Below are 16,695 nucleotides of genomic sequence, written 5' to 3'. Positions count from 1 at the left end.
GCTCAGCTGTGTCGACGAATCCCCCCATAACGTCCGCCGCGGAGTATGGGTCCCCTGAGTTCACAAACGAAGTGCAACACTTCCTTGAGGAGGTGTTGCCATGGGGCGGAGTTACAAGCAGCTCTCTCTGGACGACCGATGCGAGATTGCCTGCCTATCGGCCAATGGCAGCTCGGTCCGGCAAATCGCGGCAGCTCTGGATCGCTCGCCATCAACGGTCTCTCGGGAATTAAGGCGCAATCGGGGGAGCCAGGTCGGCTACAAGCCAAACTATGCCCAGCACCAGATGCGAGCGCGGCGCTGGACGGGCGGACGCCTCGAACGGGAGCCCGGCCTGCGCCGCGCGGTGTTGCAACGCCTTCGCCGGGGCTGGTCGCCCGAGCAGGTCGCCGGCCGGCTGGCCCGCGAGTCCGGGCGCAAGGTGATCTCGCACGAGACCATCTACCGCTTCATCTATGCCCAACTCAGGCGCACCACGGATTTCAACTGGCGGCGCTATCTGCCGCGCGCCAAGAGCAAGCGCGGCCGCCGCGGCAAGAGGGGCGGCAGCCCCGCAAGCTTCATCGAAGGCCGTGTTTCCTTGGCAAATCGGCCGATCGAAGTGGCCGACCGCAGCGTGCCCGGACACTGGGAGGCCGACCTGATGATGTTCTCGAAATACGGTCAGGCCGTGCTGACCGTGCACGAGCGCACCTCGCGTCTGCTGCTCGGCATCCGCCTTGCCAGCAAGGTCGCGCGCGGTGTCGCCCGCCATCTCGTGGGCTTCTTCGCGACCCTGCCACAAGAGCTGCGCCAGACCGTGACCTTCGACAACGGCACCGAGTTCGCCGGTCACCTGGCGCTGCACCGCCTCTCGATCGAGACCTTCTTCTGCGATCCCCACGCCCCCTGGCAGAAGGGCGGCATCGAGAACGCCATCGGCAGGATGCGCCGCTTTATTCCCCGCAAGACCGATCTCGTAACCCTCTCGACCGCCAGATTCCGCCAGTTCATCGCCGCCTACAACAACACCCCGCGCAAATGCCTTGACTACCGCACGCCTGCCGAGGCTTTTGCTCAAGTGTTGCACTTCGAATGTGAATCCACCTCCCGGCTTTCGCCGGGACGACAATGGGAAAGGCTGCTCGCAAATGTTACGACGCCAGCGCTTCTTCCGGCATCACGGCCGACAGATGCTGGCTTTCGGCCACGGCGCGGTTGGTGATGCGGCCGCGATGCACGTTGAGGCCGGTGCGCAGATGCGGATCCTCGACCAGCGCGCGCAGTCCCTTCGAGGCCAGCGCCAGGCCGAACGGCAAGGTGGCATGATTGAGCGCGTGGCTCGAGGTGACCGGCACCGCGCCCGGCATGTTGGCCACGCAATAATGCACGATGTCGTCAACGAGGTAAGTCGGCGCCTGATGCGTGGTCGGCTTCGAGGTCTCGAAGCAACCGCCCTGGTCGATCGCGACGTCGACCAGCACCGCGCGGCGCTTCATGCCCGCAAGCTGCGCGCGCGACACCAGCTTGGGCGCGCTGGCGCCGGGCACCAGCACCGCGCCGATCACAACGTCAGCCGCGAAGACCTCCTGCTCGATCGCTTCCAGCGTGGCGTAACGGGTGCGGACCCGGCCGAGGAAGAGATCGTCGAGCAGGCGCAGCCGCGGCAACGAGCGGTCGAGGATGGTGACGTCGCTGCCGAGCCCTGCCGCCATCCGTGCCGCATGGGTACCGACCACGCCGCCACCGATGATCGCAACCCGCGCCGGCGGAACGCCGGGCACGCCACCGAGCAGCTTGCCCATGCCGTCGGCGGATTTGCGCAGCGCGGCGCCCGCGGCCTCGATCGCGAGCCGGCCCGCGACTTCGCTCATCGGCGCGAGCAGCGGCAACCCGCCATGCGCATCCGTGACGGTCTCATAGGCGACCGCGGTGCAGCCGGAGGCGATCAGACCCGCGGTCTGCGGCACGTCGGGCGCGAGATGCAGATAGGTGAAGAGGATCTGTCCCTCGCGCAGCCTGATCCATTCGGACGGCTGCGGCTCCTTCACCTTCACGATCATCTCGGCGACGGAGAACACCTCTTCGGCGGTGTCGGCGATCCGCGCGCCGGCCTGGGTGTAGACCTCGTCGCCGGCACCGATGCCATCACCGGCGCCGCGCTGGACCACGACCTCGTGGCCGTGCGCCACATATTCCCGCACCGAGGCAGGCGTCAGCCCGACCCGATATTCCTCGACCTTGATTTCCTTGGGCACGCCGATGCGCATGGTCCGCTCCTTGAAGGATTCGTTTCCGCCGCCCTCAAGGCTATTCCCCGTCACATGGCGTTTCTCAGCGATTTCCGGCTTGCTCACAGCCAGATACGCTCATATCCTTCGCATTCAGCTCAGCTCTTGAAGGAAATCTGCGTGGACGGTCTCGATCGTATCGACCTCAGAATCCTCGCCGAGCTGGTCAGTGATGCCCGCGCGAGCCAGATCGAGCTTGCCGAGAAGGTCGGGCTGTCGCCGACCGCCTGCGCGCGGCGCATCCGCCATCTCGAGGAGATCGGCGTGATCCGCGGCTACCGCGTCGACCTCGAACCATCAGCGCTTGGCCTCGTGACGACCGTCGTCGTCACCATCACGCTGGAAAAGCAGAGCGAGGATTATCTCGCAGCCTTCGAGGCCGCGATCGCGCGCTGCCCCGACGTCGTGTCCTGCCATCTGATGTCGGGCAGCGACGACTATCATCTGCAGGTGATCGCCCGCGACATCGCCGACTTCGAGCGCATCCACAAACAGCATCTGTCGCGGATGCCGGGCGTCGCCCGCATCCATTCCAGCTTCGCGATGCGCGAAGTGGTCCGCCGTACCATCCCCGAAACCGCGCTGCGCGGCTGACGGTCACGCACCACCGCACACTGTCACAATCGGGCGCTGTCACAATCGAGCACTGTCATATTAGGACACTGTCATAATCGGACCTGCCCGGTTTGCTCCCACACGCATTTTTTAGTCGTGATTCGCCGCCTTCTATGACAAAATTACTACAGTTCGATATCAGTTCGGTTACGCGCGGAGCGGTGAATGAGCATGGAGTGGCGGGCACGGCCGGTTTCGCTGGCTTGGTCAAATCCAGTGGTCCGGTGGTGGGGCTTCTTGAGCCTCGTCAGCGCCACCAACATCGCGATCTGGTTCGCGCTTTACCGCCAGTTCAATGAACAGGCCAATGGCAGCTTCAGCAACACCTCGGGCATCGGCCTGATGATGCTGCTGTGCGCGGCCTATGTGTTCGGCTGCGCCTTCCGCTCGGTCCTGCCGCGCGCCGACGTGCAGCGCATCTGCCTGTTCGACACCTGGCTGTCGAGCGTCGTGGTCGGCCGCACCGTTGCCACCGTCGCCGAGGTCTGCTTCGCCGCGCAATGGGCGATCATCCTGCATCAGCTCGGCACCATGACTGGCGCCGAGACCACCGTGAACATCGCCTGGATCATCGTGCCGCTGATCGTGATCGCGGAATGCTTCTCCTGGTATGCGGTGCTGACCACCCATTATCTCTGCAACGCGATCGAGAACTCGATCTGGGCCGTGGTGTTCTTCCTGGTCGGGATTGCGCTGTGCCGGCTGCTGCCGGAGTTTCATGGCCTGGTGCGCTGGGCCTTCATCGTCGCGATCCTCGGCATCGCCGGCTTCCTCGCCTTCCTGATGACCGTCGACGTCCCGATGTATCTGAACCGCTGGCGCGCCAACCTCGCCGCCGGCGGCACGCTGCTGCATCCGCTGGAAGGCCTGCGCGACGTCAGCCGGCGCTGGGTCGTGACCCACGACATCGCCGAGTGGCGCGAGGAGATCGCCTGGATGTCGCTGTATTTCAGCATGGCGGTTTGGTCGAGCCTCGCGCTCTGCGTCGGCTACTCGCTCGTGGATCAGCTGCCGCGCTACCGCACCGAACCTGCGATCGTGACGGTGACACCGGCGAGCGAGAGAACGACGCCGGCGACCGCAAGCATGACGCCGACAGCGCAGCACACCGCCACGATCGACGCGGCGGCACCGTCGCGGAATTGATCGGCGACCGCCACGCACGGCTTGTCGCCGCCGGTGCTTTCGGAGTTAAAGGCTGAGGCGTCCCCGCTCATCCGTCAGCGCGCTCCATGCCCCGCATCACCATCATCGAAACCGGGCTCGTCAACCCGCAAGCCCGCGAGCGCCACGGCAGCTATCCGCAGATGTTTCAGCGGATGGTGGCCACCGCCGATCCATCTGTGAACTGCGACGTCGTCAGCGTCGCCTTGGGCGAGGCGCTTCCGGATCCCACCACATTGGATGCGATCCTGATCACGGGATCATCGGCCGGCGCCTACGACGATGTCGCGTGGATCGCGCCGCTCGAAGCCTTCGTGCGCACGACCCATGACAAGCGCATTCCGACGGTCGGCGTCTGCTTCGGCCATCAGCTGATCGCGCAGGCGCTCGGCGGCACGGTGCACAAATCCGAGAAAGGCTGGGGCATCGGGCGCCACGTCTATCGGATCGCGCCGGACAACGGGCTGATCGACGGCGAGACGATCGCCGTCGCCTGCTCGCATCAGGATCAGGTAATCACCCCGCCCGCCTCCGCGCGCACCATCCTGTCGTCCGAGTTCACGCCGCACGCCGCCCTGCTCTACGCCAACGGCACGACGCTGTCGGTGCAACCGCATCCGGAATTCACCGCCGACTATGCCGACGCGCTGTGCGATCTACATCGCGGCCGCGCGCCGGATGCCCTGATCGAAGCCGCCAAGACCTCGCTCACTGAGCCGCTCGACCACGCCACGCTGGGCGGCGTGGTCACGCGCTTCCTCGTGCACGGGGGCAGCTAGCCCTTGCGCCACTGCGCGGCGGCGTCGCGGGCGAAATCGCGATAGGCCCGCGGCGCGCGGCCGAGCAGCTTCGTCAGGCGTGCCAGCTCGTCGGCCGTCGCGACCGCGCCGTCGCTCTGGTACCGGCCGAACATGAGGCGCATGTCGAGCGCGAGCCATGCCGGCATCGCTGCCTTGAAACGCTGCTCCATCGCCGCGAGATCGTCGCCGCCATAGTGGACCGCGCGGCCAAGCTCATCGCGCCAGATCGCAGCCGCGCCCTCGCCGGTCACGACGTCGGGGCCGACCAGCGCGTAAGTCTCGCGGCCCAGCGGGGCGGACGCGCGCTCGCGGCGCAGCAGCTCGATCGCGGCCACCTCGCCGATATCGCGGATGTCGACCATCGAGATGCCCTTCGCGCCGATCGGCATGCCGTAGGCGCCGAAGTTCAGCAGCGGCTCCTTCAGCCGAAGATCGTTCTGGATGAAATAGGCCGGACGCAGGATGGTCGCGGGAAGATCGAGCGCCTCGATCATCCGCTCGACCGTGTGCTTGCCGGCGAAATGCGGCACGTCCGCATAGGCCTCGCCCTTGAACACCGAGAGATAGACGATGCCCTTGACGCCGGCCTCACGCGCGGCGGTCAGCGTCAGCATCGCCTGCGTCAGTTCGTCGGCGGCGTTCGGCACCAGCAGGAACAGCGTGCTGACGCCGTCAAGCGCAGCGCGGACCGAATCCACGTCGGCAAGATCGCCGCGAACCGCCGTCACGTACTGCGGAAATTGCGCCTTGCCGGGCGAACGCGTCAGGGCCCGAACCTCGACGCCCTGACCGGCGAGATGATTGAGAACCTGGGTGCCGATGGTGCCCGTGCTGCCTGTCACCAGAATGGTCATGTCGAATACTCCTCTTTGGGGCAGACCGTCTGCCGTTGCGGAGAAGCTATCCGTTCCAATTTTCCTTTGGAGGTGGCATTATCTGAACAGGCCGTTTCGAATATGGAACAGTTCGATGGACCTTCAGGCACTCGCCGATTTCAATCTGGTGGCCGCGCATGGCGGGCTCGGCCGCGCCAGCCGCGCTTCCGGACGGGCCAAGGCCACGCTGTCCCGCCGCGTCGCCGAACTGGAACAGAGTCTCGGCGTCCGCTTGATCGAGCGGGGTTCGCAGAGTCTGCGATTGACCGATGAGGGCCGCGCGCTGCACGAGCGCACCAGCGGTCCGCTGTCCGACATCGCCGAGGCCGGCGAAGCCGTGGTGCTCGGTGCGTCGACGCCGCGCGGCCGCTTGCGGATCAGTGCGCCGGTCTTGCTCGCCCATGTCGCGTTCGGCCGGATCGGTGCGCGCTTTGCGCACGCCTATCCCGACGTCCAGCTCGAGATCGTCGCCGAGGATCGCCTGGTCGATCCGGTCGAGGACGGCTATGACCTCGTCATCCGCATCAACCCGTCACCGGATGAACGTCTCGTCGGCCGCCGCTTCCTGAATGACGAACTGCTGGTCGTGGCGCATCCCGATCGGCAACGACCGACGACCGCCGCGAGCGATCCGGATGGCGTCTCCGTCGATGCCGTTCTGATGTCGCAGACGCCGCCGGACACGCTCTGGCGCATCCAGAATGAACGCGAAGAGATCACGTTCAGGCCACGGGCAGTGTTGCGTCTCTCATCGATGCTGATGATGCGCGATGCGGTGCTCGCAGGCGCCGGCGCGGCCCTGCTGCCCAAGCTGCTGGTCGATGACGACATTGCCGCGGGGCGCCTCGCCTATTGGGGAACGGATGCCAGACCTCCGGTCGAGATCTGGGCACTGCAGAGCTCGCGACGGCTGGTCGGCGCAAAGGTTCGCGCGTTTCTCGACGTCGTCGAGCAGGCATTCCCGAACCGGGTGTTCGTTCCGCCGGCCTGAGTTGCAGCCCGGACGATGCGCCTCAGGTCATGCTACCCGGCATGAAGCAGCGCACGCGCGGGTGGCCGTCGATATAGTGCTTCCACACCATGGTGCGCCCGATCTTGTTCGGCTCGGTGATCACGGCCTCGTTCGGCACGACAACCCATTCATTGTCGATGAGCACGCGAAAGTGGCCGTGATCCGACTCCCAGTCGGGATCAGCGACCACATAGCCATCGGCATCCGAGCAGCATTGTCCATAGCCGCTGTGCAGGCTTTCGAACCAGGGCTTTAGCGGTGAATTGGCATAGCGGCCGTCGTCTCGCGCCAGGGTCGGCGATGTCAGCCACATCGTCCCGAGCAGCAGTGCCGCACGCGTGATGGCGTGCATATCGTCGTCTCCGCAAGCGTCTATCCAGCTGCGGGCACGTCGCAGACTGCTCGCCTGCGACGCTGTCGCCGCGGGCGAGCACGCGACACATCCGCGCCCCAGCACCTGACATTGAACGATGCAAGAGCAAGGCCAGACGGGATGCCGGAAGACTACAGCCGACGAAAGTATAGGGCGTGCGGCGCGATCAACGTCTCACTGCCGCAACCTCCGGAACGAGCGGCGGTGCGCTGCGCGACGCCGCCTGCAGCGTGCATTCGACGAACCGGCGCGGCAGCAGCGAAGCGTTGGAGCGCATCGCCACCAGCATACGGCTCTCCGCATCCGGCGTGTCCAGCGGCTTCGCCACCACATTCATCACGCCGGCCTGCTGGTAGCAGGACGGCAGGATCGAAAGCCCGATCCCCGCCGCAACCAGGCTGAGCACGGTGCGCAGCTCATGCGCCTCCTGCACCACGCGCGGGGCGAAGCCCGCCCGCCGGCACAGCATCGCGGCCTGATCGCCGACGCCGCAACCGCTCTCGGCCATGCCGACGAATTCATGCTCGGCAAGGTCGGCCATCTCGAGCGCCCCCTTCGCGCCGGCCAGCGGGTGATCCAGCGGCAGAAACACCATCAGCCGGTCGCGCCACACCACATGCACCTGCAGATCGGCCGCTGGCCTGAAATCGAGCGGCGGGCGCATGATCGCGACATCGAGCTCGGCGTCGGCAAGCGCGCGCAGCTGCGTTGCCGTCGACATGTGCCGGAGCTCGATCTTCACCCGCGGATAGCTGGCGCGAAAGCTGCGGAACAGTTCGGCGAACATGTCGAGCATCGGGACCGAGCCGGTGAAGCCGACCCGGATCATGCCGGCCTCGCCGCGCGCCGCACGGCGCACCGTCTCCGACGCCAGATCAAGCTCGCTGACCGCGCGCCGCGCATGTTCCAGCAGCAACTGCCCGGCCTGCGTCAGTTCCACCGCGCGCCGCGTTCGCGCCAACAGGCGCGTGCCGAGCTCTTCCTCCATCGCCTTGATCTGCGTGCTCAGCGGCGGCTGGCTGACATGCAAGCGTTTCGCTGCGCGGCTGAAGCTGAGCTCTTCGGCCACCGCGATGAAGTAACGAAGCTGCCTGTAATCCATCGCTTATTCCGATTCCCTATAAGTCGGGGGTCAACAAGGTATTTGACCTCACGGGGCCGTTTCCCGATCTTCGCGCGAAATCACCAGTCCTCCAAGGGAGAAGCGCGCGAAATGCGTCAGGTTCAGGCACGACGGCGCGGCGCTCGCAGCGGGTCAGCCATGCAATATCGCAGCGGACGATAGAAGATGACCGTTCCGTTTCGCGTTCTCGTCACCGGCGACAGCCTCGCGCCGGCCGCCGTCAATGTCCTCAGCGAGATCGGCGCAGATGTCGTGCTGATGCGCGATGCCGTCACGCCCGAACGTCTCGCGCACGAGATGGCGCGGGCGCCGACGCAGGCGATCCTGATGCGCGGCAATCCGGTGTTCTCCGCCGCCACCATCGCCGGAAATCCGCACCTGCGCGTGATCGCAAAGCACGGCGCCGGCGTCGACAGCGTCGATATCGACGCCGCAACAGCCAGGCGCGTGCTGGTGATGGTCGCGGGCGACGCGAATGCGCCCGCGGTCGCCGAGCACACCATCGCGCTGATCCTCGCGCTCGGGCGCGACGTCGTTAGCCTGAACGCACGAACCCATTCCGGCGCCTGGGACCGCGCCACCTATCGCGGCCGCGAAATCCGCGGCCGCACGATCGGCCTGGTCGGCTTCGGTCGCATCGCCCGCCACGTCGCCCGCGCGGCGGGCGCGCTCGGCATGAGCGTCGTCGCGCTCGGCCGGAGCAAAGGCCGCGTCGATCCGGCGCTGGCGCGCGAAGCCGCCGACCTCGCCGAGCTGCTCGCGGTCTCCGACATCGTCAGCCTGCACGCGCCGCTGACCGATGCGACGCGCGGCATGATCGATGCGGGGCGGCTCAACGCCATGAAGCCCGGCTCCCTCCTGATCAACACCGCGCGCGGCGCGCTGGTCGACGAGGACGCGCTTTGCGCGGCGCTGCGAAGCGGCCATCTCGCCGGTGCCGGCCTCGACACGCTGGCAGAGGAGCCTCCGGCGAAGGACCGGCCGATCCTGCAGGCGCCGAACCTGATCTTGACGCCGCATATCGCAGCCCAAACCGGCGCATCGATCACGCGGACCGGCGTCGAGGCCGCGCGCAACATCGTCGCGGTCCTCACGCAACGCGACATCGATCGCGCCAATGTGGTGAACCCGGCGGCACTCGACGCGCCTTAAATCTCGCAGAAACGGCCCACCAAGAGGCCGCGATATCAAGAGGAAACGAACATGAATCTGGGGTGGCTGTCCAAGCTGTCCGCCGTCGAACGCAAGACCTTCTTCGCCGCCTTTGGCGGCCTTGCGCTCGATTCGATGGACACCACGATCTACGCGCTGGTCACGCCTGCGCTGATCGCGACGCTGAGCCTGTCGCGACCCGACGCCGGCATCCTTGCCTCAAGCTCGTTGGTCGGCACGGCTGTCGGCGGCTGGATCGCCGGAATTGCCGCGGACCGGTTCGGCCGTGTGCGCGTGCTGCAATTCACCATACTCCTGGTCGCGGTCTCGACCTTTGCCGCCGCCTTTGCCGACGGCTTCTGGTATCTGCTGGTCGCGCGCGCCATGCAGGGCATGGGCTATGGCGGCGAGGCCGCGGTCGGTGCCGTGCTGGTCGCCGAAGTGGTTTCGGCCGGCATGCGCGGCCGCGTCGCCGCCGCGATCCAGAGCGGATATGCCGTCGGCAATGCGCTGTCGGTGGCGCTGTTTCCCGTCATCTTCGGCTGGCTGTCGCAGGACATGGCCTGGCGCGTGTTCTTCGCGATCGGAATCCTGCCCGCGTTGCTGGTCTTCTTCGTCCGCCGCTTCGTGCCGGAATCCGCGATCTTCGTCGAGGAAAAGGCCCAGCGCGCCGCCTCGCCGACGCACAGCATCTGGACCATCTTCACCGGCGAGCATCTGTTCAAGACGCTGGTCGCGACCTTCTTCACCACAGGCACGCTCGGCGCGGCCTATGTGATGATCACCTGGCTGCCGACCTATCTGCAAACCGGGCTGCATCTGCCGGTCACGCACACCGCCGGCTATCTCGCCGTCAACATCTTCGGATCGTTCGTCGGGCCGATCGCCTTCGGCCTGATCGCCGACCGCATCGGCCGCCGCAAGGGTTTCATGCTGTTCCTGATCTGCCAGGCGCTCAACGTCGCGGTCTACACCCAGGCGCCGATCGGCCAGGGCATCACCGTCATCCTCGGATTCTTCCTCGGCGCGCTGCAGGCCGGCCTCGCCTCCGGCCTGATGCCGACTTTTGCCGAGCTGTTTCCGACCAGCATCCGCGCCAACGGCGCCGGATTCGCGCTGAGCGCAGGGCGCGGCCTCGGCTCGATCGTGCCGGCGACCGTCGGCATTCTCTCGACGCGGATGCATCTCGGCGACGCAATGGCGATCTGCGCCATCTGCGGCTACACCGCCGCCTTCTGCGCGGCATTGCTGCTGCCCGAGCAGCAGGGCATCGACCTCAGAACAATGGCAGCGGGCGGCGCGCCGGACGAAGCCGATCGCCTGCCGCACGAACGAGAGGCCGGACACCCAAACAACATCCGAAATGGCGTCGCGACCCAATGAACGCCATCACTATGAACGGGAGGATTGCAATGACTGGCGCGTCCGTCACTGAGCTCGAGCAACAGACCATCCGCCGCGTCTATCGGCGGCTGATCCCGATCCTGTTCGTGATGATGTTCTTCAACTATCTCGACCGCATCAATCTCGGCTATGCCGGGCTGACGATGAACAAGGACCTCGGCCTCAGCCTCGCGATCTTCGGCTTCGCGGCCAGCATCTTCTTCCTCGGCTACATGGTGCTCGAGGTGCCGAGCAACCTGATGCTGCACTGGCTCGGGGCGCGGATCTGGCTGGCGCGGATCCTGATCACCTGGGGCCTCGTCGCCGCGCTGACCGCCTTCGTCTGGAATCCGCTCAGCCTCTATGTGATGCGGTTCGGCCTCGGCGTCGCGGAAGCCGGCTTCATGCCCGGCGTGGTGCTTTACCTCACCTACTGGTTCCCGGCGCGCTATCGTGCCCGCGCGGTGGCGGGATACATCATCGCCGGCTCGTTCTCGGCGGTTTTGGGCGGGCCGATCTCGACCAGCATCATGACCTGGTTCGATGGCATTGCCGGTCTTCACGGCTGGCAATGGATGTTCCTCGCCGAGGGCGTGCCGACCATTCTGCTCGGCCTGTTCACGCTCTATTATCTCACCGACCGCCCGGCTAAAGCGAGCTGGCTCACCAAGGAGCAGGCGGCCTGGCTGGAGGGCGAACTCGCCGCCGAGCGGGCCGAGATCGAGCAACAGGGGCAGCACAGGTTGATCGAATGCGTGCTCGATATCCGGGTCTGGCTGCTGGCGGCGCTGTTCGGCTGCGCACTGGTCGGGATCTACGGGCTCTTGCTGTGGCTGCCGCAGATCATCAAGGGAATGGGCAATCTCAGCAACATCCAGGTCGGCTTCCTCTCGGCGATCCCGCCGCTGCTCGGCGTCATCGGCACCATCGTGGTCAGCCGCAGCTCGGACAAGACCGGAGATCGCAAGTTTCATCTCGCAGCAGTTTACTTACTCGCCGCGGTCGCGATGCTCGGCAGCGCCTATGTTGCGAGCCCGGTGCTGGCCTTCGTGTTCCTGTGCATCGTCGGCTTCAGCCTCAACGCCGGCAATCCGCTGTTCTGGAGCATCAACGCCTCGCTGCTGACCGGTGCGGCCGGTGCCGCCTCGATCGCGCTGGTCAACACGCTGGCGCAGTTCGGCGGCCTGATCGGACCCTGGTGCATCGGCCTGATCAAGGACTCCACCGGAAGCTTCTCCTGGGCATTGGTCGGCATCGCCGGCTTCCTGTTCGTCGCCTCCGCCATCGCCGCCACCATGCGCGTCAAGCCGCGCGAGACGGAATTGATGGGCGCGATCCCGTCATCCGTCGCTCACTGACAACCTACCAAGGAAGCAACCATGATCATCGATTGTCACGGCCATTACACCACCGAGCCGGCCAAGCTGCAGATATTTCGTGACAAACAGCTCGCCGGCCTCGCCGACAAGTCGCGACGGCCGCTCACCACCAATCTCGGCATCACCGACGAGGAGATCCGCTCTAGCGTCGAGGGCGCACAGCTCCGCCTGCAGAAGGAGCGCGGCACCGACGTCACCATCTTCTCGCCGCGCGCCGCCGGCATGGCGCACCACGTCGGCAAGGAAGCGACCAGCCGCGAATGGACCACGATCTGCAACGACCTGGTGCACCGCGTCTGCACGCTGTTCCCGCAGAACTTCGTCCCCGTGTGCCAGCTGCCGCAGAGCCCGGGCGTCAAGCCTGCCAACTGCATCGAGGAGCTGGAACGCTGCGTGACCCAGCTCGGCTTCGTCGGCTGCAACCTCAATCCCGATCCGGCCGGCGGCTATTGGTGCGATCCGCCGCTGACCGACGAATGGTGGTATCCGCTGTACGAGAAGATGGTCGAGCTCGACGTGCCGGCGATGGTTCACGTCTCCTCGTCCTGCAATCCCTGCTTCCATGGCACCGGCGCGCATTACCTCAACGGCGACACCACCGCCTTCATGCAGTTCCTGACCTCGGATCTGTTCAAGCGCTTCCCGACCCTGCGGTTCATCATCCCGCATGGCGGCGGCGCGGTGCCCTATCACTGGGGCCGCTACCGCGGCCTGGCGCAGGACATGAAGCTGCCGCCGCTGTCGGAGCATCTCTTGAAGAACGTGTTCTTCGACACCTGCGTGTATCATCTGCCCGGCATCGAGCTGTTGACCAGGGTGATTCCGGTCGAGAACATCCTGTTTGCGTCGGAGATGGTCGGCGCCGTGCGCGGCATCGATCCTGAAACGGGTCATCACTTCGACGACACCCGCCGCTATATCGACGCGCTGCCGCTGAGTGCTGCGGACAAGGCCAAGATCTTTGAAGGCAATGCCCGCCGCGTCTATCCTCGCCTCAACGCCCATCTCGACCGCCGCGCGCATTGAGCGACCGCGCCGCCAACACACCGGAGAAAACCGATGGCCATAGGATTTGCTATTCACAAGGCGAAGCGGAAAGTGTCGCCCGATCTCGTCGCGCGCTACCGCACGCTGCCGGTCGCCAATATCAGCGATTCGATGTCGCGGATCGCGGGCACCAACCGGCTGCGTCCGATGCATGCGGGCGGCTGGCTCGGCGGCCCGGCGCTGACGGTCAAGACCCGGCCCGGCGACAATCTGATGGTGCACAAGGCGATCGACCTGGCCCAGCCGGGTGACGTCATCGTGGTCGACGCCGGCGGCGTGCTGGTCAACGCCATCGTCGGCGAGATCATGTCGACCTTGGCCGAGAAGAAGGGCGTCGCGGGCTTCGTGATCGACGGCTCGATCCGCGATGCCGGTGCGATCCGCGCCGGATCATTTCCGGTGTTAGCCGCCGGCGTCGCCCATCGCGGCCCCTACAAGGACGGCCCGGGCGAGATCAACTGCGCCATCTCGATCGACGGCATGATCGTCGAGCCCGGCGACCTCATCGTGGCCGACGACGACGGCGTGCTCTGCGTGCCCTATGACGACGCCGAGGCCATCTGCAAGCTCACCGAGGCCAAGAAGGCCACCGAGGAAAAGGCCATCCAGCAGATCCTCGCCGGCACCGGCGACCGCCGCTGGGTCGACGAGGCCCTGCAGCGCCTCGGCTGCGAGTTCAAGGACTAGACGATCGGCGGTCCCAAAAGGCGGAGATGCCCGCCTTTTGGGCACCAATTTGCGCCAAGTCGGCCGGAATCATCCCGCCCCTATCGGGCTCACGTGCCCGTCCATCAAAATCGGGAATTTTTCCCGATTATAATTGGAAAAGAATCCCGGCCTTCCGGGACTGATGTTGTTTGCCAAAGCCACGCCGCTCCCGCAGTCTCCGAGCCAAGGTTCGTCGGGGATCAAGCCGAACCGCGGCTTGGGGGTGGGCGTCATGGCTGGTGCGTTGTTGCGTACGGCAACACGTTTTTTGTCTTCTTCGGTCTACACGCGCGGCGCTGCGGCCGTGCTGGCTGTTATTGGCTCTGCACTGCCATCGACTGTCCTGCACGCTCAGACGGCCGATCCGGTCCCCACTGAACTGCCGCCCGTCAACGTGATTGCGCCCACACCGCTGGCCGGCACCCGCAGCGCAAGGCCGGCGGCACGGCCGGCGGTTCGGACCACGCGAACTGCGCGAACCCGAACCGGACCTGTTGCTCCGGCCGCGGGACCCGATGCCGGCACCGCTGCACCTGGCCCCTCCGACCGCGACTCCACCCTGATTGATCGCGACAAGGTCCCGTCCAACACCGCGGTGATGACGACGCAGGATTTCAGCCACAACTACTCGACCAACTTCCTCGATGCTGTGAACCGCAAGCTGCCCGGCGTCACGCTCGGCGACCAGACCGGCAATCCGTTCCAGCGCAATCTCGACTACCGCGGCTTTACCGCCTCGCCGGTCCAGGGCACGCCGCAGGGCATCGCGGTCTACCAGAACGGCGTGCGCATCAACGAATCCTGGGGCGACGTGGTCAACTGGGATTTCATCCCGGAAAAGGCCATCGACAGCGTTGCATTGTTTCCCAACAATCCGGTGTTCGGCCTCAACGCGATCGGCGGCGCGCTGAGCATCCAGATGAAGAACGGCTTCACCTATCAAGGCTCCGAGGCTGAACTGTTCGGCGGCTCTTACGGGCGCGTGCAGGGCAGCGTGCAGGCCGGCGGCCAGAGGGACAACATCTCTGCCTACGCTGCGTTCGAATCCGCGTATGATCGCGGCTGGCGCGACTACGCCAATTCATCGCACATCAACCGCATGTATGTGGATGTTGGCGCACGCAACGACGACACCGAATTTCACGTCAATTTCACCGGCGCCAGCAACCTGCTCGGCAACGTTGCGGCAACGCCGGTCCAAATGCTCAATCAGCGCTGGTCGAGCGTCTATACCTGGCCGCAGACGACGCTGCTTCAGCTCGCCTTCGTCAACGCGACGCTGAACCACAATTTCTCCGACACCTGGTCCTTCCAGGGCAATGCCTATTTCCGCGGCTTCCGGCAGACCCATGTCGACGGCAACGGCACCGACGTGCATGCCTGCGACGGTGGAGACAGTTTGTGCATCGGCGACGACCTGCCGATTTTCGGTCCGGCGGGCGGTCCCTCGGTTCCGAACACGCTGGGCAACGCTTTCCTTGGCGAAGTCGACCGCAACCGGGCCGCGACCAACAGCTTCGGCGGCACGGCCCAGCTGACCAACTCGGACAAGCTGTTCGGGCACGACAACCACGTCGTGATGGGCGTCAGCGTCGACCACGGCAACACGAAATTCACGGCGACCAGCGAGCTCGGAACGATCGATCCGAACAACCTGTTCGTGACCGGCACCGGCATCTTCATCAACCAGCCCGACGCCGGTCTCGCCCCGGTCGACCTGCGCGCCACCAACACCTACACCGGCGTCTACCTCACCGATACCTTCGACGTGACGAACAGGTTCTCGGTCACTGCCGGTGGACGATTCAACTATGCCCAGATCGATCTGCAGGACCAGACCGGGACTAACGATGCGCTCAACAGCAACAACCGCTTCCAGCGCCTCAACCCGGTGATCGGCGGCACCTACAAGATCACGCCGAACCTCACCTTTTATGCCGGCTATTCGGAGGCCAACCGCGCGCCGACGCCGCTCGAGCTCGGCTGCTCCGATCCGGCCCGCCCCTGCGTCATCGATTCCTTCCTGGTGTCCGATCCGCCGCTCAAGCAGGTGGTGTCGCACACCGTCGAGGCCGGCTTCCGCGGCATCTGGGGCAACGACGCCAGGACCGGCATGCTGAGCTGGGGCGTCGGCGCGTTCCACACTCTGTCCGACGACGACATCATCCGGGTGCAGAGCCCCATCGGCACAGGCAATTTCGGCTATTTCCAGAATGCGGGGCAGACCCTGCGGCAGGGCATCGAAGCCAAGCTCGACTACCGCGTCAATCGCTGGAACGCCTATGCCAACTACACCTTCATCGATGCGACCTATCGAAGCGCAAATACGTTGCCGGCTCCCGACAACCCGAACGCCCTGACCGACCCGAACAACGATGACGTCCGGTTCATCAACGTCAAGCCGGGCGACCATATCCCGGGCATTCCGGCGCACCGCTTCAAGGCAGGTGTCGAGTACCTCGCCACCGACGCATGGAAGGTCGGCGCCGACATCAATGTGGTGGGCAGCCAATGGCTGGTCGGCGACGACACCAACCAGAGCCAGAAGGTCCCGGCCTACGCGGTCGTGAACCTGCACACCTCCTACAGGATCACACCAAATATCGAGGTATTCGGCCTGATCAACAACGTCTTCAACCAGCATTATTATCTCGGCGGCGCGTTCTACGAGACCGGCGGCTTTGCCAGCGCCGGAGCTGCGCCCAACCTGATGGCCCAGCTGACCGATCCGCGCACATTCGTCCCCGGCATGCCGCTCGCGGCCTATGCCGGCATCAGGGCGAAGTTCTAGGGC

At 65.6% G+C, this 16,695-nt stretch carries 14 protein-coding genes and 1 pseudogene; 11 read left to right on the top strand and 4 right to left on the bottom strand.

Going from position 1 to position 16,695, the window contains the following annotated elements; all coding sequences use genetic code 11:
- Positions 1 to 100 precede the first annotated feature (100 nt).
- Positions 101 to 1,087: pseudogene (locus tag QA639_RS10625) on the top strand (IS30 family transposase); the annotation flags it as partial.
- 46 nt (positions 1,088 to 1,133) lie between these two features.
- Here the strand turns inward: QA639_RS10625 and ald are convergent.
- Positions 1,134 to 2,249: an alanine dehydrogenase gene (gene ald, locus QA639_RS10620; RefSeq protein WP_283089740.1), complete on the bottom strand. Its 1,116-nt coding sequence runs from the start codon at positions 2,247 to 2,249 to the stop codon at positions 1,134 to 1,136.
- A 126-nt stretch (positions 2,250 to 2,375) separates the two neighbouring features.
- Here ald and QA639_RS10615 point away from each other — a divergent pair, with 126 nt between their 5' ends.
- The 3 genes from QA639_RS10615 (at position 2,376) to QA639_RS10605 (ending at position 4,828) form a co-directional block, all read left to right on the top strand.
- Positions 2,376 to 2,864 carry an Lrp/AsnC family transcriptional regulator gene (locus tag QA639_RS10615; protein ID WP_028333294.1) on the top strand — a complete coding sequence of 163 codons (489 nt, stop codon included), beginning with the start codon at positions 2,376 to 2,378 and terminating at the stop codon, positions 2,862 to 2,864.
- 192 nt (positions 2,865 to 3,056) lie between these two features.
- On the top strand, positions 3,057 to 4,031 hold the full coding sequence (locus QA639_RS10610) for a hypothetical protein (protein ID WP_283090569.1): 975 nt from the start codon (positions 3,057 to 3,059) through the stop codon (positions 4,029 to 4,031).
- A gap of 86 nt (positions 4,032 to 4,117) precedes the next feature.
- Complete coding sequence (locus QA639_RS10605; RefSeq protein ID WP_283089739.1) at positions 4,118 to 4,828, top strand: type 1 glutamine amidotransferase; 711 nt, start codon at positions 4,118 to 4,120, stop codon at positions 4,826 to 4,828.
- On the opposite strand, the gene QA639_RS10600 is transcribed toward QA639_RS10605, so the two are convergent.
- The gene (locus QA639_RS10600; RefSeq protein ID WP_283089738.1) at positions 4,825 to 5,703 is read right to left on the bottom strand and encodes an NmrA/HSCARG family protein; all 879 of its coding nucleotides are present in this window, start codon (positions 5,701 to 5,703) and stop codon (positions 4,825 to 4,827) included. The genes QA639_RS10605 and QA639_RS10600 overlap by 4 nt on opposite strands.
- 115 nt (positions 5,704 to 5,818) lie before the next feature.
- On the opposite strand from QA639_RS10600, the gene QA639_RS10595 reads away from it, so the two are divergent.
- Entirely contained in the window at positions 5,819 to 6,715 is an 897-nt protein-coding gene (locus QA639_RS10595; protein WP_283089737.1) for a LysR family transcriptional regulator, read from the top strand.
- A 22-nt stretch (positions 6,716 to 6,737) separates the two neighbouring features.
- On the opposite strand, the gene QA639_RS10590 is transcribed toward QA639_RS10595, so the two are convergent.
- Complete coding sequence (locus QA639_RS10590) at positions 6,738 to 7,088, bottom strand: hypothetical protein (RefSeq protein WP_283089736.1); 351 nt, start codon at positions 7,086 to 7,088, stop codon at positions 6,738 to 6,740.
- Positions 7,089 to 7,275: 187 nt separating this feature from the next.
- A complete protein-coding gene (locus QA639_RS10585) occupies positions 7,276 to 8,211 on the bottom strand; it encodes a LysR substrate-binding domain-containing protein (RefSeq protein WP_283089735.1) in 936 nt (311 codons plus the stop codon).
- A 186-nt stretch (positions 8,212 to 8,397) separates the two neighbouring features.
- On the opposite strand from QA639_RS10585, the gene QA639_RS10580 reads away from it, so the two are divergent.
- The 6 genes from QA639_RS10580 to QA639_RS10555 all read left to right on the top strand — a co-directional run bounded on the left by QA639_RS10580 (position 8,398) and on the right by QA639_RS10555 (position 16,692).
- Entirely contained in the window at positions 8,398 to 9,384 is a 987-nt protein-coding gene (locus tag QA639_RS10580) for a hydroxyacid dehydrogenase (protein ID WP_283089734.1), read from the top strand.
- A 51-nt stretch (positions 9,385 to 9,435) separates the two neighbouring features.
- Positions 9,436 to 10,767, top strand: a complete 1,332-nt coding sequence (locus QA639_RS10575) for an MFS transporter (RefSeq protein WP_283089733.1) — start codon at positions 9,436 to 9,438, stop codon at positions 10,765 to 10,767.
- Positions 10,768 to 10,796: 29 nt separating this feature from the next.
- Positions 10,797 to 12,125: an MFS transporter gene (locus QA639_RS10570; protein ID WP_283089732.1), complete on the top strand. Its 1,329-nt coding sequence runs from the start codon at positions 10,797 to 10,799 to the stop codon at positions 12,123 to 12,125.
- Positions 12,126 to 12,146: 21 nt separating this feature from the next.
- A complete protein-coding gene (locus tag QA639_RS10565) occupies positions 12,147 to 13,172 on the top strand; it encodes an amidohydrolase family protein (RefSeq protein WP_050387446.1) in 1,026 nt (341 codons plus the stop codon).
- A 33-nt stretch (positions 13,173 to 13,205) separates the two neighbouring features.
- Positions 13,206 to 13,880 (top strand): RraA family protein, encoded by a 675-nt coding sequence (locus QA639_RS10560; protein WP_157340617.1) that lies wholly within the window; start codon positions 13,206 to 13,208, stop codon positions 13,878 to 13,880.
- 619 nt (positions 13,881 to 14,499) lie between these two features.
- Positions 14,500 to 16,692, top strand: a complete 2,193-nt coding sequence (locus QA639_RS10555) for a TonB-dependent receptor (protein WP_157340809.1) — start codon at positions 14,500 to 14,502, stop codon at positions 16,690 to 16,692.
- The last annotated feature ends 3 nt before the right edge of the window (positions 16,693 to 16,695 follow it).

Source organism: Bradyrhizobium pachyrhizi, from assembly GCF_029714545.1.
Taxonomy (GTDB): Bacteria; Pseudomonadota; Alphaproteobacteria; order Rhizobiales; family Xanthobacteraceae; genus Bradyrhizobium; species Bradyrhizobium pachyrhizi.
Note: the sequence above shows the minus strand (reverse complement) of the source record. Positions and strands in the feature narration are given on the sequence as shown.

Coding starts and splice junctions, on each gene's coding strand:
- ald (WP_283089740.1), bottom strand. CDS start 2,249: ATGCGCATCGGCGTGCCCAAGGAAATCAAGGTCGAGGAATATCGGGTC.
- QA639_RS10610 (WP_283090569.1), top strand. CDS start 3,057: ATGGAGTGGCGGGCACGGCCGGTTTCGCTGGCTTGGTCAAATCCAGTG.
- QA639_RS10605 (WP_283089739.1), top strand. CDS start 4,118: ATGCCCCGCATCACCATCATCGAAACCGGGCTCGTCAACCCGCAAGCC.
- QA639_RS10600 (WP_283089738.1), bottom strand. CDS start 5,703: ATGACCATTCTGGTGACAGGCAGCACGGGCACCATCGGCACCCAGGTT.
- QA639_RS10595 (WP_283089737.1), top strand. CDS start 5,819: ATGGACCTTCAGGCACTCGCCGATTTCAATCTGGTGGCCGCGCATGGC.
- QA639_RS10590 (WP_283089736.1), bottom strand. CDS start 7,088: ATGCACGCCATCACGCGTGCGGCACTGCTGCTCGGGACGATGTGGCTG.
- QA639_RS10585 (WP_283089735.1), bottom strand. CDS start 8,211: ATGGATTACAGGCAGCTTCGTTACTTCATCGCGGTGGCCGAAGAGCTC.
- QA639_RS10580 (WP_283089734.1), top strand. CDS start 8,398: ATGACCGTTCCGTTTCGCGTTCTCGTCACCGGCGACAGCCTCGCGCCG.
- QA639_RS10575 (WP_283089733.1), top strand. CDS start 9,436: ATGAATCTGGGGTGGCTGTCCAAGCTGTCCGCCGTCGAACGCAAGACC.
- QA639_RS10570 (WP_283089732.1), top strand. CDS start 10,797: ATGACTGGCGCGTCCGTCACTGAGCTCGAGCAACAGACCATCCGCCGC.
- QA639_RS10565 (WP_050387446.1), top strand. CDS start 12,147: ATGATCATCGATTGTCACGGCCATTACACCACCGAGCCGGCCAAGCTG.
- QA639_RS10560 (WP_157340617.1), top strand. CDS start 13,206: ATGGCCATAGGATTTGCTATTCACAAGGCGAAGCGGAAAGTGTCGCCC.
- QA639_RS10555 (WP_157340809.1), top strand. CDS start 14,500: ATGACGACGCAGGATTTCAGCCACAACTACTCGACCAACTTCCTCGAT.